This is a genomic window from Streptomyces sp. NPDC090499, from assembly GCF_044769305.1.
In the GTDB taxonomy this organism is placed as follows: domain Bacteria; phylum Actinomycetota; class Actinomycetes; order Streptomycetales; family Streptomycetaceae; genus Streptomyces.
On sequence record NZ_JBIVXP010000003.1, the window covers coordinates 743,278 to 758,093 of the forward strand.

A 14,816-nucleotide genomic window follows, 5' to 3' on the forward strand; every position below is an offset into this window, starting at 1 on the left:
CGCTGCGGCTCAGACGCGGAGCGTCCCGCCCGTGATCCCCCCGCCCACCGTGAAGCCGATCACCGCGCCGCCGCCCTCCCGGCGGAAGGCGAAGGGGGCGCCGCCGTGGGCGATGGCGACCTCGCGGACGATGGAGAGGCCGAGGCCGGAGCCGGGCAGGGAGCGGGCGTCGGCGGCCCGGTAGAAGCGGTCGAAGATGCGGATCAGGTCGCCCTCGGCGATACCGGGGCCGCGGTCGAGGACCTCGACGCGGACCGTGCCCGGCCGGGCGGGACCGGTGACGCCGACCTCGATGGGGGCCTTGCCGTCGCGGTCGAACTTGGCCGCGTTCTCGACGAGGTTGGAGACGGCCCGCTGGAGCATGCCGGGCCGCCCGTAGGTCGTGGTGTCGCCGGCCACGCGCAGGACGATCTCGCGTCCGGTACGGCGCCGGGCCAGCCCCGCCACGTCCTCCGCGATGTCGGCCAGGTCCACCTGCTGCGGGGGCTCGGAGTCGGACTGCCCGGCCGCGAGGTCGACCAGCTCGTTGACCAGGTCGGTCAGCTCGCGGGCCTCCTGGCCGAGGTCGGCGACGAGCTCGTCGCGGGTCGCGGGCGGGAGCTCGTCGATCCGGCGGAGCATGGAGATGTTGGTACGGAGCGAGGTCAGCGGGGTGCGGAGCTCGTGGCCCGCGTCCTGGACCAGGCGCCGCTGGTCCTCCTCCGACTGGGCGAGGCGGCCCAGCATCCGGTCGAAGGCGCGGCCCAGCCTGCCCACCTCGTCCAGTCCCGTCACCGGCACCTGGATGCCGAGCTGCCGGGTGCGGGCCACGTTCTCCGCGGCCGCGGTGAGGATCACCAGCCGGCGGGTGATCCGCCTGGCCAGCCACCAGCCGAGCAGCCCGGCGGCCACCACCACGGCCGACATCAGCAGCAGGGTCCGCTGCTGGAGCGCGTTGAGCAGGTCCTCGGTGTCGCTGAACTCCTGCGCCACCTGCACCGCGCCCCGCCCGCCGCCGAGCGCGACCGTGGCGATCCGGAACAGGTCCTCGCCGGCCTGGACGTCCTTGTGCTGGACCGTCTTCCCGGCCTCCGCGGCGGTGGCGGCCGCCCGGTCCGCGGCGGTGACGGGCAGCACCGGGCTGCCGCGGTCGACGATCTCGCCGCGCGCGCCGAGCACCTGGACGTCGGTGCGCGCGGGCCGTACCAGGTCATGGCCGGGCTGGGAGGAGGAGAAGTCCGCCGGCACCATCCTGTGCTGCTTGACCTCGTCCTGGACGTCGGAGACGACCTGCGTGAACACCGACTGCTGGTCGACACGGACCAGCCGGGCGGCGGCGTTGTACGACAGGATGCCGACGACGATCGTGACGGCGGCCGTGACCGCCGCGAAGGAGACGACGAAGGTGGTCCGCAGCGAGACGAGGCCCGGCCTGCGCCGGGCCACCGCCCGCGTGAGCCGCTCCAGCCGCTGGAGAGGGCCCACTCAGTCCTCCCGCAGCACGTAACCCACGCCCCGGACGGTGTGGATCAGCTGCGGGGCGCCCGGCTCGTCGAGCTTGCGGCGCAGGTAGCCGACGTAGACGGCGAGGTTCTTCGAACCGGGGCCGAAGTCGTAGCCCCAGATGCGGTCGTAGATCGTGGAGTGGTCGAGGACGATGCCCGCGTTGCGCGCGAGCAGCTCGAGCAGTTCGAACTCGGTGCGGGTCAGCTCCAGCTCGCGCCTGCCGCGCCAGGCCCGGCGGGCCTGGAGGTCCATCCGCAGGCCGGCCGCCTCGACCTGCCGGTCGGAGACCTGGGGCTCCCGGCCGGGCTCGGCGGCGACACCGATACCCGCGCCGATACCGCCGCCGGCCCCGCCGCCGCTGCCGCCGCCGGTGGTCACGGGCGAGGTCCGGCGCAGCAGCGCCCGCAGCCGGGCGAAGACCTCTTCGACGTCGAAGGGCTTGACGACGTAGTCGTCTGCGCCGGCGTCCAGGCCGGCGATCCGGTCGGCGGTCTCCACCAGCGCGGTCAGCATGAGGATCGGGGTACGGTCCCCCTCCGCCCGCAGCACCCGGCAGACCTGGAGGCCGTCGATGCCGGGCATCATCACGTCCAGGACCAGGACGTCGGGGCTGGTGCGGTGGGCGTGCGCCAGGGCCTCCACACCGTCCGCGACCGCCGTCACCTCATAACCCTCCAGGGTGAGGGCCCGCTCCAGGGCGTGGCGAATGGCGCGGTCGTCTTCGGCGAGCAGCACAGTCTGGGGCACCTCACCAGTCTGCCAAGGCCTCCGGCGGTTCTGCCGTGGTGAGCGGGCCTACCATCACCCTTTTTACCTGCCTCTCACCGTCACAGAAGCAACCGGGCGCCGGATTTCGGCTGCGGGTGGGTGGGGGTTGCTCGCGCAGTTCCCCGCGCCCCTTACGGGGCGCTTCACATCCACCCAGCTGCGGGCAGGCGTGCCGCAGGGCGGCACGGGTGGGCGCTGGGGGTCCCCCGGCCGAAGGCTGGGGGAGGCACCCGGCCAGCGCCGGTAAGCGTCCCCCCGCCCGGCCCGCCTCAGCTCGCGGCCAGCCTCGCCAGCTGCTCCGCGAACGGCACGACCGGCAGCGCCCCGGGGTGCTGGGGCACGCTCCGGCGCAGCCCCTGCATCAGCGCCGCCAGCTCCCCCGCCGCCCGCTCGACGCGGTCCTCCAGCCCCTCCGCGCCCCAGTCCTCCGACGCCGCGTAGACGCCGGTCGGCACGACCACCGCCCGCAGGTACGCGAACATCGGCCGCAGCGCGTGCTCCAGCACCAGCGAGTGCCGTGCCGTACCCCCGGTCGCCGCGATCAGCACCGGCTTCCCGGCCAGCGCGTCCTTGTCGAGCACGTCGAAGAACGACTTGAACAGCCCGCTGTACGACGCCGTGAACACCGGCGTCACGGCGATCACGCCGTCCGCCCCGGTCACCGCCTCCTGCGCGGCCGCCAGCTTCCGGCCCGGGAAGCCGTTGGTGAAGTTGTGCGCGATCTCGACGGCGAGGTCGCGCAGCTCCACCACCTCGGTCTCGACCTCGGCCCCGGCCTGCCGGCCCACGGCCGCCGCCAGCCGGTCGGCCAGCAGCCGCGTGGACGACGGCACGCTCAGCCCCGCCGACACGACGACGAGCTTCATACCCCGGCCTCCTTCTTGTCCGTAGAGTCGTCCGCCTTGTCCGAAGAGCCGTCCGCCTTGTCCGAGGAGTCGTCCGCGGCCTTGCCGGCCTTCTTCTCCGCCGCGGCGGCGGCCAGCAGCGACGCGTGCGTCGGCGCCTCCGGGACGTCCGCGGGACGGCCCTTCGCGAACTCCTTGCGCAGCACCGGCACGACCTCCTCGCCGAGCAGGTCGAGCTGCTCCAGGACCGTCTTCAGCGGCAGCCCCGCGTGGTCCATCAGGAACAGCTGGCGCTGGTAGTCGCCCGCGTACTCGCGGAAGCCCAGCGTCCGCTCGATCACCTGCTGCGGCGAGCCCACCGTCAGCGGGGTCTGGTCGGTGAAGTCCTCCAGCGAGGGCCCGTGCCCGTAGACCGGCGCGTTGTCGAAGTACGGCCGGAACTCGCGCACCGCGTCCTGCGAGTTCCTCCGCATGAACACCTGGCCGCCGAGCCCGACGATCGCCTGCTCGGGGGTGCCGTGCCCGTAGTGCGCGAACCGCTTCCGGTAGAACTCGACCATCCGCTTGGTGTGGTCGGCGGGCCAGAAGATGTTGTTGTGGAAGAAGCCGTCACCGTAGTAGGCGGCCTGCTCCGCTATCTCGGGCGAGCGGATCGAGCCGTGCCAGACGAACGGCGGTACGCCGTCCATCGGCCGCGGGGTGGAGGTGAAGCCCTGCAGCGGGGTGCGGAACTTGCCCTCCCAGTCGACGACGTCCTCGCGCCACAGCCGGCGCAGCAGGGCGTAGTTCTCGATGGCGAGGTTGATGCCCTCGCGGATGTCCTGCCCGAACCAGGGGTAGACCGGCCCGGTGTTGCCGCGGCCCATCATCAGGTCCACCCGGCCGTCGGCCAGGTGCTGGAGCATCGCGTAGTCCTCGGCGATCTTCACCGGGTCGTTGGTGGTGATGAGGGTGGTGGAGGTGGAGAGGATCAGCTTCTCCGTCTGCGCGGCGACGTAACCGAGCATCGTGGTCGGCGACGACGGCACGAACGGCGGGTTGTGGTGCTCACCCGTCGCGAACACGTCCAGGCCGACCTCCTCGGCCTTCAGCGCGATCGCGACCATCGCCTTGATGCGCTCCCGCTCGCTCGGCGTCCGCCCCGTGGTGGGGTCCGGCGTGACGTCGCCGACCGTGAAGATCCCGAACTGCATGCTCGCTCACCCTCCATGTTGTTTACGATTCAACTATACCCACAGAACGAGACGCCCCGGCCACCTATTCCCGACCCCGGCCGCGGCGCCCCGCAAGGAGCGCGAGGAACTGCGCGACCAGCCGCGCCGAACCCGCAGCCACAGCACACCCACCAGCCACCCCGTTTCCGTTGTCCCACCGCCCCCGTCCGGGTCTCCCCTACGTGGTCCCACACCCGTGGGAACGGACAGGAGCCCCGTGACATGCAGCACCACCGCCGCCGGCCCCGCCGGTACTCCGGCCTCGCCGCCACCGCCGCCGTGGTCCTCACCTGCCTCGCCCTGGTGACCGCCGTGGTGCTGGCCCGTATGCAGAACGGCCCCTCGCCGGACCGGCGGACCACCGCCGCCGAGCACGCGGCCACCCCCCGTACGACGGCCGCCACCCCCCTCGGCGGCCCCTCCCGGAAACCCTCACCGTCCGGCCCGGCCTCGGGCTCGGCGACCCCGCACGCCGGCGCCTCGCCCTCGCCCTCGGCCAAGGCCTCGCCCTCCCGCACCACGAAGCAGCCGGGGACCACCGCGGGTGCCCCCGGCCACCGCACCATCACCCTCGTCAACCGGCTCGACCAGACCATCTGGCCGGCCATCGCCGCCGACCCCAAGCACCCGGTCGAGGCCACCGGCTGGGTCCTGCGCCCCGGCGCCGACCTCAGCTTCACCATCCCCGACCACTGGGACGTCCGCCTCTGGGCCCGCACCGGCTGCTCCTTCGACGCCGCGGGCGACGGCGACTGCCTGACCGGCGGCTGCGGCCACTTCCAGTGCGGCTCGACCTGGGGCGAATTCCCCTCCACCCTCGCCGAGTTCAACCTGAACGCCTGGAACGGCATGGACTTCTACGACGTCAGCCTGGTCGAGGGCAACAACCTGCCGATGTGGATCAACAGTTACGGCGGCACGTCGAAGGACAGGATCGACGCCGACGGCTGCTCCGCCGCCGGCTGCACCCGGGACGCCAACGCCACCTGCCCCGCCAAGCTCCAGCGCGTCCGCGGCGGGCACGTCGTCGCCTGCCTCAGCGCCTGCCTCGCCTTCAACACCGACCAGACCTGCTGCACCGGCGACTACGCCGCCCGCCCCCGGTGCGTCCCGTCCTCCTGGCCGGTCGACTCGGCCAAGGTCTTCAAGGCCGCCGAGCCCTTCGCCTACTCCTACGTCAACGACGACGCGACCAGCGTGCTCACCTGCTCCGGAGAGTGCGGCTACCGCGTCACCTGGGGCGTGAGCCCCTGACCCGGAGGAGGCCGGTAGGGGGCCGGTACGGTCGTCGCCGGCACCGGCCCCCTCCGCTCAGCGGGCCGCCTGGAAGGCCCGGCCCGCCGCCGTGGCCGCCGTACCGCTCGTGAACAGCCCGCTGCTCGGCTTCGCCGGGTCCGCGCCGAGCCCGAACCACGCGTACCGCTGCACGTACGGCAGCGCGTCGAGTGCCTTCGTGGACGCGGTGACGAAGTCCGCCTGCTGCTGCGCGGACGGGAACCGGGTCCCCTGCGAGAAGTCGATCAGCGCGTACTCCGTGAGCCAGATCGGCTTGTGGTAGCGCGCGTACACCGCCGCCAGGTACGACGTCAGCTGCTGCACGGCCTGCGGGGTGCGGAAGTCACCGCCGTACCAGTGCAGCGTGATGAAGTCGACCCGGTACCCCTTCGCCTTCGCCCCGGACATGAACCGGTCCAGCCAGCCGCCGGCCGTGTCCCCGCCGTACGCCACCGCAGGGCTGCCCAGCACCTTGCCGGCCGCCATCAGCTTCGGCCACAGCCCCAGCGCCTGGTCGACCGTCATGTTCGACTGCTGCGCCATGTCGGGCTCGTTGAAGCCCAGGAGGTACGGCCCTTCCGTCCGCGCCTGCGCCAGCGCGGTGTCGGTGACGGACGCGGCGCCCCAGATCATCGGCACGAAGGAGGCCGCGGACGGGGTGGTCACGCCCTGGTGCTGGGTGTTCCAGGTGTAGTACCAGCTCGCCCCGCTCGCGGCGAGCGCCTGGCTCACGCCGTTGAACGTCCAGACCCCGACGCCCTTCTTCGCGCCGGAACTCACCTGCACCGGAGCCGCGGTGTGCTTCGAAGGGGTCGGTCTGGCCGACGGTTTCGGGGACGCGCTGTGGGTGGGGGAAGGCGAAGGGGAAGCGGAGTGCGCCGGGCTCGGGCTCGGCGACGCGACGGCCACCGGCGTCGGCGGCGGGGCCGTGTCCGCGGCCGGGGCGGACGGGCCCGCCGTCATCCGGGCCGCGACCAGCGCGACCGCCGCGACGACCGCGACCGCCGCCGAACCGCCCACGACCGCCTGCTTGCCGGCCAGTTGCCGCCCGGCCCGCCTGCCCACCCGCCCGTGCCGCCCCCGCGGCACCCGGCCTCCGCCACCGGAATCGGCGAACCCGGTCGCATGCGGCCCGGCGGCATGGGGCGCAGGGGCATGCGGCCCGGCGACGTGGGATCCGGTGACGTGCGGCCCGGTGACGTGGGCCAGTACCCGCGCCGGGTCGAGGCCCGCCGGTACGGCCACCAGCGGCAGGCCGCTCAGCAGCCGGTCCATCGGCAGCAGCCCCCGCTCCAGGCCCGCGCACACCCCGCAGCCGCGTATGTGCCGCCCGAACCGCTTGCGCCACAGCGGACTCGGCGTGCCGTCCCACGGCGCGGCGATCCCGTCCAGCTCGGCGCAGCGCGGGTCGGCCGCCAGCCCCCGCACCACCCCCCGCGAGACCTCCATCTGCTTCTTCATCCGCTGCACCCGCACCGCCGCATGCCGGTCCGACAGCCCCAGCGCACCGGCGAGTTCGGCGCGCTCGAGGTCGCCGGTCTCCTCCAGCCACCACAGGGACAGCAGCTCCTGGTCGTCCGGGTCGAGCCAGCGCGTCGCCTCCGCGACCTCCCGGCGCTGCTCGGTCAGGCCCAGCCGCAGGATGGTCAGCCCGGCGAAGTCGAGCGCCGGGTCGGTGATCGTCTCCGCGTCGTCGAGATGCGCCCGGCGGTCCCGGTCCGTGGCCCGTGACTGCTCCCGGTTGCGCACCTGCCGGATCGTGATGGCGACGAGCCACGACCGGAACGCGGACGGGTCCCGCAGCTTCTCCAGTCCCCGCACCATGCGCAACAGCGTCTCCTGTACGACGTCGTCGACGTCGGCGTGACCGTTCAGGGCCCGGCCGACGATGTTGTAGACCAGCGGCAGAGACGCGGTCACCAGGTGCTCCAGGGCCGCTCTGTCCCCCGCGCGGGCGGCCGTCACCACGCCGGGGTCGGGTCCGCTCCGATGGTTCTCGGTCATGTGGGTCTGTTCCTCCGCGCAGAGTCCGGCTGTCGGAACGGAGACCCCGCGCAGGACGCGGGGACAACAGAAAACCGGCGAGTCGGCTTCGCAGTTTGTGTTGTACGGCCCCCACCGAGGAGGTCACCGAAAGGCAGGCACACATCAGGTACCGCCCGAGGAAGGCACCAGGATGGCACGAGGACGCAGGAGACACGGCGCGAGACCACCGCGACGCCGCTGGTGGTACGCCGGCGCGGCCGCCCTCGCGACGGCCGCCACCGTGATCGTCACCTACGGCATGTGGACACCCGCCGGAACCCCCGCCGCGCACCCGGAGGGCCGGACGGCCGCGGCCCTCCCCGCCGGCCCGTCGGACCCCGCGCCCGCCTCGTCACTGTCACTGTCGCCGTCGCCGTCGCCGAGCCACAGCGCGTCCCCGTCCGCGTCGGCCCGCCCCAAGCCGTCGGCATCGGCGCCGGCGAAGTCCCCGGCCGGTACCGCGAGCACCGGCCGGGCCGGGCAGCCCGTCACCGCCCCCGCCGGCAAACGCCTGATCACCGTCGTCAACAAGACCCGGCAGACGGTGTGGGCGGTCGTCACCAACACCGCCGTCTACCCGGCCGGCCGCGCACTCGCCCCCGGCCAGAGCCTCTCGGTGGCCGTCGCGAACAACTGGGGCGGCCGCATCTGGGGCCGTACCGGATGCACCGGCGGAACGGCCGCGGGGCCCTGTGCCTCCGGCGACTGCACCAGCGTCTGCAGCGGCGGCAACCCGCCCACCACGCTCGGCGAGTTCACCTTCGACGCCTACGCGGGCATGGACTTCTACGACGTGAGCATGGTCGACGGCTCCAACCTGCCGATGTACATCAACGTCTCCCACACCACGACCACCGACCCGGTCAGCGCCTCCGGCTGCTACCGGGGCACCTGCACCACGGACGTCGACTGCCCCAAGGCCATGCAGGCCCTCTCCGGCGGCGAGGAGATCGGCTGCAAGCCGCCCTGCGCGGCGTTCGGCGGCGACACCTACTGCTGCCGCGGTGCCTGGGCGGGGCGCGAGAACTGCGTACCCGCCAAGTGGCCGGTCGACTACACCCAGGTCTTCAAGCGCGCCGCGCCCTACGCCTACTCCTACGCCTTCGACGACGGGGCGACCATGCCCTGCAAGGGCGCCTGCTACTACCGGGTGACCTTCGGGACGACGGCCGGCTCCACCTGAGCAGCGCACGCAACGCGGAGCGCGGGTCCCCGGGGCGCGGGCGGCCGTTCACCCGGACGGCCCGCGCACGGGGACACGCCGACGGGTGTCCCCGACGCTGGAATCCCGGGCGTCGCCCGACGCTCCCGCCCCGAAGGACCGGCATGCACATATCCCGCCTCTCCCACGTCTCCCGCACGTCCGGCAAGCCCCGCCGGACCGCGCCGGCCGCCCGCTGGGGCGCGGCACTGCTGGCGCTGTCCGGGGCCACCTCCGTCCTGGTCCCCGTGACGGCACAGGCCGGTGGTCCGGCCGGCGACCCCGGCCGGGAGAAGCCCACCATCGTGCTCCTGCACGGCGCCTTCGCCGACGCGTCGAGCTGGAACGGTGTCGTGCAGAGGCTCCAGCAGAACGGCTACACGGTGGCCGCACCGGCCAACCCGCTGCGCGGCGTCGCCCAGGACTCGGCCTACCTCGCGAGCTTCCTGAAGTCCGTCGCGGGACCGGTCATCCTGGTCGGCCACTCCTACGCCGGAGAGGTGATCTCGCAGGCCGCCGTCGGGAACGACAACGTCAAGGCCCTCGTGTACATCAACGCGATCATGCCCGACAAGGGGGAGTCGCAGGCCACCCTCGCCGCGAAGTTCGCCCCCGCGCCCCTCACCAAGGCCCTGAAGCCGGTGCCCTTCCAGGCCGGCGGCGGCACCACCGGCACGGACGTGTACATCCAGCCGGACAAGCTGCACCAGGTCTTCGCAGCGGACCTGCCCACCAGCCAGACCGCCGTCATGGCAGCCACCCAGCGCCCGATCGCGATGTCGGCGTTCGCCGACAAGCTCACCGGCGCCGCCTGGCGCACCAAGCCCGTGTACGCCCTCGTCGGCAGGCAGGACCAGGCGGTCAACCCGGCCCTGGAGCTGTTCGAGGCGAAACGCGCGCACGCCCGGAAGACGGTGGAGATCAACTCCTCGCACGTGTCCCTCGTCTCCCACCCGCAGGCGGTCAAGGACCTGATCACCGACGCCGCCGAGGACTACATGTGGAAGTAGACCGCTGCCCCTGGGGCCGCTCGAACGTGCCGTACATCGTCGCCCGCGCGATCGCGTGGCCGAACAGGAGGAAGTCGAGGTAGGCGGGGGTCGTCGACTCCGACACCTCCAGCTCCTCGGCGTCGACGGCGTGCACCACGAGGAAGTAGCGGTCCGGGCCGTTGCCCGGCGGCGTCGCCGGGCCGAGGTATCTCCGGTAGCCGGCGTCGTTGGCCAGCGTCACCGCCGCGCCGGGCAGCGGCCTGCCGTCTCCCGCACCGGCCGGAAGTCCGGTCACGGAGGCGGGCAGGTTGGCCACCGCCCAGTGCCAGAACCCCGAGGCGGTGGGCACGTCGGGGTCGAACATCGCCACCGTGAAACTCCGCGTCTCCGCGGGAAAACCGGACCAGCTCAGCTGCGGCGAGACGTCCTCCCCGCCCGCGCCGAGAATGCCGCTCACCTGCTCCCGGGCCAATCGCCCACCATGGGCAACGGATTCCGAGGCCACCGCGAAGTCCCTGATCGGCGGCAGGAAATCGTAAGGACCATAGGGTCTGATCATGGCAATCCCCCGACACTGTCGATGACCGTCGATTACCGCCGATTACCGTCGCTCTGCCGCACATCGGGAAAACACGTCATCCCACAATACCCGTCACCGGAACGGCCGGCGCATTTCCCGGGCGGCGGCCACGAGTTGCGGCCTCCGGAATACCCGCCCAGACTTGATGGGCGCATTTGAACGCATCCCCAAGAATGTGTCCCGGAGGAGCGTCCCATGGCCAGGATCCTGTGTGTGGTGACCGGCGCGAGCTACTGGACCCTCAAGGACGGGCACCGACATCCCACCGGCTACTGGGCCGAGGAGTTCGTGGCCCCCTACCGCGTGTTCACCGATGCCGGACACGAGGTCACCGTGGCCACTCCGCACGGGGTCGTACCCGTCGTGGACACCATGAGCCTGCGGCCCCGGATGGCGGGCGGCGAGGAGAACGCCCTGCGTGAGGAGGCCGTCATCGAGGAGGCGGAGGAACTGCGGTACGCCGTCCCCCTCACCGACATCCGCCTGGAGGACTACGACGCGGTCTACTACCCCGGCGGCCACGGCCCGATGGAGGACCTGTCGGCCGACCCGGACTCCGCCGCGCTGCTGCGGGACGCCCTCGCCTCCGGCCGTCCCCTCGGCATCGTCTGCCACGCCCCCGCCGCCATCCTCGCCACCCGCGACGCGAGCGGCGGCACCCCCTTCGCGAACTACCGGCTGACGGGCTTCTGCAACGAGGAGGAGGCCGGCGTCGGCTTCGCCGACAAGGCCAAGTGGCTGCTGGAGGACGAACTGAAGAAGCTGCCCACCGAGTATTCGCGGGGCCCGGCCTGGGAGCCGTACACGGTCGTCGACCGCAGCCTCTTCACCGGCCAGAACCCCGCGTCCTCGGGCCCGCTCGCCCGGGAACTCATAGCGGCACTGTGACCCGGGCCGCCCCGGCCCCGGGGACGGTCACGCGAAGACGATGACCTGGCGCCCGACGATGTCACCGTGGCCCAGGGCGTCCAGGTTCTCGTTGATGTCCTCCAGCGCGACCTTGGTCACGTTGTGCCTGACCAGGCCGGCCTCGGCGAGCGAGAGGACCTCGACGAGGTCCAGGTGGTTGCCCCAGAACGAGCCGAGGTAGGACAGCTCGGTGCCCACGAACGGGAACTGCCGGTGCTCGACGCGCTGGCTCATCAGGCCGACGGCCGCCAGCGCGCCCTCGGGGCCCAGCAGGTCGAAGCCCATGGAGATGGACGGCTCGCTGCCGACGCAGTCCAGGATGGCGTCGATCGTCCGGCGTCCTGTCAGCCTCTCCAGCTCGTCCTGGATGGCCTCCGTGGACTTGTTCCGCACGTTGATCCCGTGGTCCGCGCCGTTCTCCCGCGCCACGTCCAGCTTGCTGTCGGTGCGCGCGAGCGCCACCACGGTCGCACCGCCGCCGAGCAGCTTCGCGTACTGGACCGCATAGCTGCCCAGCCCGCCGATGCCCGTGACCGCGACGGTCCGGCCGGGACCGAGCTTGCCCGCGTCCCGGAGCTTGCGCATCCCCCGGTACGGGGTCATGCCCGCGTCGGTCATCGGGGCGAGGAGCTCCGGCGCCCGCGCCGCCTCCTCCGAGACCGGGATCGCGTGCCGGCACTCCACGGCCATGTACTCGGCGAAGCCGCCCGGCGGACCGAAGCCCACCCACCGGCCGTCACCGCTGCACAGCTGCTCGTTGCCCTCCCGGCACTGCCGGCACGTGCCGTCCCCCCAGCTGGGGTTCACCACGACCATGTCGCCCTCCGCGTAGCCCACCGTCGGGGGCACCTCGGCGCCTAGTCCCGCCACCCGGCCCGTGACCTCGTGGCCGGGGATGTAGGGCAGGTCCACCGGGAACGGCCCCTCGAAGTAGCCGTTGAGGAGCTGGTAGTCGCTACGGCACATGCCGGTCGCGGCGACCTTCAGGAGTATCTCTTCCGGCCCTGGCTCGGGCACCGGAACCTCCTCGATCCGCAGGGGTTCCTTGTATCCGTGCATCCGGGCCGCCCGCATCTGCGTCATGGGTGTCTCGCTCTCGCCGACCAGCGTAAAAGCGGCTCGGCGGGTGCGACACGGGCAGGAAACGGGTCCCGGCGCCGGTCACCGCGGCCGCCGCTTCGGACCCCACCATCGTCGCGCGCCCGCGCCTGCCACGCATCCGGTGCCACCGCATCCACAGTTGGTACAAATGGGTGAATTGCTGGACTTGTCGGCTCGCCATACGGTGGATTCATGGCTATCGCAACGACGAGTCCGGTGACCGGTGAGGTCCTCAGGAGGTTCGACGAACTGACCCCCGGGGAACTCGAGGACAAGCTCGCGCGGGCGGCGGCAGCGGCCGCCTCGTACCGGCTGACGAGCGTCGAGCAGCGGGCGGAGTGGCTGCAGCACGCCGCCGACCGCCTGGAGAAGGAGGTCGAGAGCGTCAGCGAAATGATCACCACCGAGATGGGCAAGACCTTCCGGGCGGCGGAGCAGGAGGTGGTCAAGTGCGTGCACGGGCTGCGCTACTACGCCACCGAGGGCCCCGCGTTCCTGCGCGACCTGGAGGGCGACGGCGAACGCGTGGGTGCGCAGCAGACGTTCGTCACGTACCAGCCGATCGGTGTCGTCCTCGCGGTGATGCCCTGGAACCTGCCGCTCTGGCAGGCCATGCGGTTCGCCGCGCCCGCGCTCACGGCGGGCAACGTGGGCCTGCTCAAACACGCCTCGAACGTGCCGCAGTGCGCCCTCTTCCTGGAGGAGCTCTTCCGTGAGGCGGGCTTCCCCGACGACGTGTTCCAGACCCTCCTGATCTCCTCGGGGCGGGTGGAACAGGTGCTGCGCGACCCGCGGGTGGCCGCCGCGACCCTCACCGGCAGCGAACCGGCCGGACGCTCGGTGGCCGCCATCGCCGGCGACGAGATCAAGAAGGTGGTCCTCGAACTCGGCGGCTCCGACCCCTTCATCGTCATGCCCTCCACCGACCTGGACCGGGCCACCGACGTCGCGGTCAGGGCGCGGACCCTCAACAACGGGCAGTCCTGCATCAACGGCAAACGCTTCTACGTGCACGAGGCCATCGCTGACGCGTTCATCGAGATGTTCGTGGCCAAGATGGGCGCGCTGGTGGTCGGCGACCCGATGGACGCGGGCACCGACGTCGGACCGCTGGCCACCGAGTCCGGCCGGCAGGACGTGGAGTCCTACGTCGACGACGCCGTCGCCAAGGGCGCGACCGTGCTGCTCGGCGGCGAACGCCCCGACGGGCCCGGCTGGTTCTACCCGCCCACCGTCCTGACCGGCATCACCCCGCGGATGCGGATGTACCACGAGGAGGTCTTCGGTCCCGTGGCCCAGGTCTGGACGGTCTCCTCCCTGGAGGAAGCCCTGCGGGAGGCGAACGGCCACCCCTACGGCCTCGGCTCGAACCTGTGGAGCGAGGACGAGACCGAACGCGAGCTGTTCGTCCGTGACATCCAGTCCGGCATGGCCTTCATCAACGGCAACACCACCAGCTACCCCGAGATCCCCTTCGGCGGCGTCAAGCGCAGCGGCTACGGACGCGAGCTGTCCGACCTCGGCATGCGGGAGTTCATGAACGCCAAGACCGTGTGGATCGGGCAGACCGCCGCCTGACCCGGACGGGTCACGCGGGTGAGGGAGGCACCATGACCCGGGCCGGGCTCGCCGCCGCGCGCTCCAGCACGGCACAACTCGCCGAGATCGTCCCCCAGGTGGACGACGGTCAGTGGGAGCTGCCGTCCGCCTGCGCCGGCTGGCGCGTCATCGACGTACTGGCCCACCTCGCGGCGCTCGCCACCGAGGCCGTCGACCCGCCGCCGCCCGACCCCACGCTGCCCGGGAACCGCGAGCGCTACCACGACCTGCGCGTCGACGAACGGCGCGGCCTCGGCCACGCCGACGTCATCGACGAGTGGCGGCACAGCACCCCGCGCCAGCTGGACCTCCTGGCGGCGGCCCAGGAACCCCCGGGAGCCGACGAACCCGTCGAGGTCCCGGGGCTCGGCACGTACCCCCGCCACCTCCTCGCGAACACCATGGCGTTCAACGTCTTCTGCCACCTCCGCGACGACCTGCTCGCCCCGGACGGCCCGCTCCCGCTCGCCCTCCCGGAACCGACCGACGACCAGGTCGCCCCCGCCGTCGACTTCATGCTGGCCGGCCTGCCCCAGATGCAGGGCCCCGAACTCACCGCCACCGTCCGCCGCCCCCTCGTCCTCGACCTCACCGGCCCCGGCGCGACCACCGTCACCGTCCACCCCGCGACCACCCCGGACGGCCTCCTGACCGTGACCCCCGGCGCCGACGCACCCACCCGGGTGCACAGCACCGCGCTCGACTTCATCGCCTGGGCCACCACCCGCAAACCCTGGCGCGACCACTGCAGCATCACGGGCGACCCGGCCGACGCCACCCCGTTCCTCGACCACCTGAACATCATCTGACCCGGGCAGCCGC

13 protein-coding genes are annotated in these 14,816 nt (G+C 72.4%); 6 read left to right on the forward strand and 7 right to left on the reverse strand.

The features are described from left to right. Positions 1-9: 9 nt before the first annotated feature. The 4 genes from ACIQVL_RS15410 to ACIQVL_RS15425 all read right to left on the reverse strand — a co-directional run bounded on the left by ACIQVL_RS15410 (position 10) and on the right by ACIQVL_RS15425 (position 4,291). A complete protein-coding gene (locus ACIQVL_RS15410; protein WP_403434210.1) occupies positions 10-1,446 on the reverse strand; it encodes an ATP-binding protein in 1,437 nt (478 codons plus the stop codon). Positions 1,447-1,464: 18 nt separating this feature from the next. Beyond that, positions 1,465-2,232 (reverse strand): response regulator transcription factor, encoded by a 768-nt coding sequence (locus tag ACIQVL_RS15415; protein WP_403433538.1) that lies wholly within the window; start codon positions 2,230-2,232, stop codon positions 1,465-1,467. A 290-nt stretch (positions 2,233-2,522) separates the two neighbouring features. Continuing rightward, positions 2,523-3,119, reverse strand: coding sequence for an FMN reductase (locus tag ACIQVL_RS15420; protein WP_403475511.1), 597 nt, complete (start codon positions 3,117-3,119; stop codon positions 2,523-2,525). Beyond that, complete coding sequence (locus ACIQVL_RS15425; protein WP_403475512.1) at positions 3,116-4,291, reverse strand: LLM class flavin-dependent oxidoreductase; 1,176 nt, start codon at positions 4,289-4,291, stop codon at positions 3,116-3,118. The genes ACIQVL_RS15420 and ACIQVL_RS15425 overlap by 4 nt, the downstream gene beginning before the upstream one ends. Before the next feature lie 243 nt (positions 4,292-4,534). On the opposite strand from ACIQVL_RS15425, the gene ACIQVL_RS15430 reads away from it, so the two are divergent. Further along, positions 4,535-5,566 carry a thaumatin family protein gene (locus ACIQVL_RS15430; RefSeq protein ID WP_403475513.1) on the forward strand — a complete coding sequence of 344 codons (1,032 nt, stop codon included), beginning with the start codon at positions 4,535-4,537 and terminating at the stop codon, positions 5,564-5,566. 57 nt (positions 5,567-5,623) lie between these two features. Here the strand turns inward: ACIQVL_RS15430 and ACIQVL_RS15435 are convergent, their stop codons facing one another. Continuing rightward, positions 5,624-7,591 (reverse strand): sigma-70 family RNA polymerase sigma factor, encoded by a 1,968-nt coding sequence (locus tag ACIQVL_RS15435; RefSeq protein WP_403475514.1) that lies wholly within the window; start codon positions 7,589-7,591, stop codon positions 5,624-5,626. Between the two features lie 172 nt (positions 7,592-7,763). Between ACIQVL_RS15435 and ACIQVL_RS15440 the strand changes: the two genes are divergently transcribed. Further along, a complete protein-coding gene (locus ACIQVL_RS15440) occupies positions 7,764-8,795 on the forward strand; it encodes a thaumatin family protein (RefSeq protein WP_403475515.1) in 1,032 nt (343 codons plus the stop codon). Positions 8,796-8,938: 143 nt separating this feature from the next. Further along, the gene (locus ACIQVL_RS15445; protein ID WP_403433520.1) at positions 8,939-9,823 is read left to right on the forward strand and encodes an alpha/beta fold hydrolase; all 885 of its coding nucleotides are present in this window, start codon (positions 8,939-8,941) and stop codon (positions 9,821-9,823) included. Here the strand turns inward: ACIQVL_RS15445 and ACIQVL_RS15450 are convergent. After that, the gene (locus tag ACIQVL_RS15450) at positions 9,789-10,364 is read right to left on the reverse strand and encodes a YbhB/YbcL family Raf kinase inhibitor-like protein (RefSeq protein ID WP_403475516.1); all 576 of its coding nucleotides are present in this window, start codon (positions 10,362-10,364) and stop codon (positions 9,789-9,791) included. The genes ACIQVL_RS15445 and ACIQVL_RS15450 overlap by 35 nt on opposite strands. A 216-nt stretch (positions 10,365-10,580) precedes the next feature. On the opposite strand from ACIQVL_RS15450, the gene ACIQVL_RS15455 reads away from it, so the two are divergent. Then, complete coding sequence (locus ACIQVL_RS15455; RefSeq protein WP_403433515.1) at positions 10,581-11,273, forward strand: type 1 glutamine amidotransferase domain-containing protein; 693 nt, start codon at positions 10,581-10,583, stop codon at positions 11,271-11,273. Positions 11,274-11,300: 27 nt separating this feature from the next. On the opposite strand, the gene ACIQVL_RS15460 is transcribed toward ACIQVL_RS15455, so the two are convergent. Further along, positions 11,301-12,377, reverse strand: coding sequence for an NAD(P)-dependent alcohol dehydrogenase (locus ACIQVL_RS15460; RefSeq protein WP_403433512.1), 1,077 nt, complete (start codon positions 12,375-12,377; stop codon positions 11,301-11,303). A gap of 210 nt (positions 12,378-12,587) precedes the next feature. On the opposite strand from ACIQVL_RS15460, the gene ACIQVL_RS15465 reads away from it, so the two are divergent. Next, a complete protein-coding gene (locus ACIQVL_RS15465) occupies positions 12,588-13,973 on the forward strand; it encodes an NADP-dependent succinic semialdehyde dehydrogenase (protein ID WP_403475517.1) in 1,386 nt (461 codons plus the stop codon). A 32-nt stretch (positions 13,974-14,005) separates the two neighbouring features. Continuing rightward, a complete protein-coding gene (locus ACIQVL_RS15470; RefSeq protein ID WP_403433506.1) occupies positions 14,006-14,803 on the forward strand; it encodes a maleylpyruvate isomerase family mycothiol-dependent enzyme in 798 nt (265 codons plus the stop codon). The last annotated feature ends 13 nt before the right edge of the window (positions 14,804-14,816 follow it).

Excerpts from the sequence above, each read along its gene's own strand:
- ACIQVL_RS15420 (WP_403475511.1), bottom strand. The coding sequence starts at position 3,119 with ATGAAGCTCGTCGTCGTGTCGGCGGGGCTGAGCGTGCCGTCGTCCACG.
- ACIQVL_RS15440 (WP_403475515.1), top strand. The coding sequence starts at position 7,764 with ATGGCACGAGGACGCAGGAGACACGGCGCGAGACCACCGCGACGCCGC.
- ACIQVL_RS15445 (WP_403433520.1), top strand. The coding sequence starts at position 8,939 with ATGCACATATCCCGCCTCTCCCACGTCTCCCGCACGTCCGGCAAGCCC.
- ACIQVL_RS15455 (WP_403433515.1), top strand. The coding sequence starts at position 10,581 with ATGGCCAGGATCCTGTGTGTGGTGACCGGCGCGAGCTACTGGACCCTC.
- ACIQVL_RS15465 (WP_403475517.1), top strand. The coding sequence starts at position 12,588 with ATGGCTATCGCAACGACGAGTCCGGTGACCGGTGAGGTCCTCAGGAGG.
- ACIQVL_RS15470 (WP_403433506.1), top strand. The coding sequence starts at position 14,006 with ATGACCCGGGCCGGGCTCGCCGCCGCGCGCTCCAGCACGGCACAACTC.
- ACIQVL_RS15425 (WP_403475512.1), bottom strand. The coding sequence starts at position 4,291 with ATGCAGTTCGGGATCTTCACGGTCGGCGACGTCACGCCGGACCCCACC.
- ACIQVL_RS15450 (WP_403475516.1), bottom strand. The coding sequence starts at position 10,364 with ATGATCAGACCCTATGGTCCTTACGATTTCCTGCCGCCGATCAGGGAC.
- ACIQVL_RS15435 (WP_403475514.1), bottom strand. The coding sequence starts at position 7,591 with ATGACCGAGAACCATCGGAGCGGACCCGACCCCGGCGTGGTGACGGCC.
- ACIQVL_RS15460 (WP_403433512.1), bottom strand. The coding sequence starts at position 12,377 with ATGACGCAGATGCGGGCGGCCCGGATGCACGGATACAAGGAACCCCTG.
- ACIQVL_RS15430 (WP_403475513.1), top strand. The coding sequence starts at position 4,535 with ATGCAGCACCACCGCCGCCGGCCCCGCCGGTACTCCGGCCTCGCCGCC.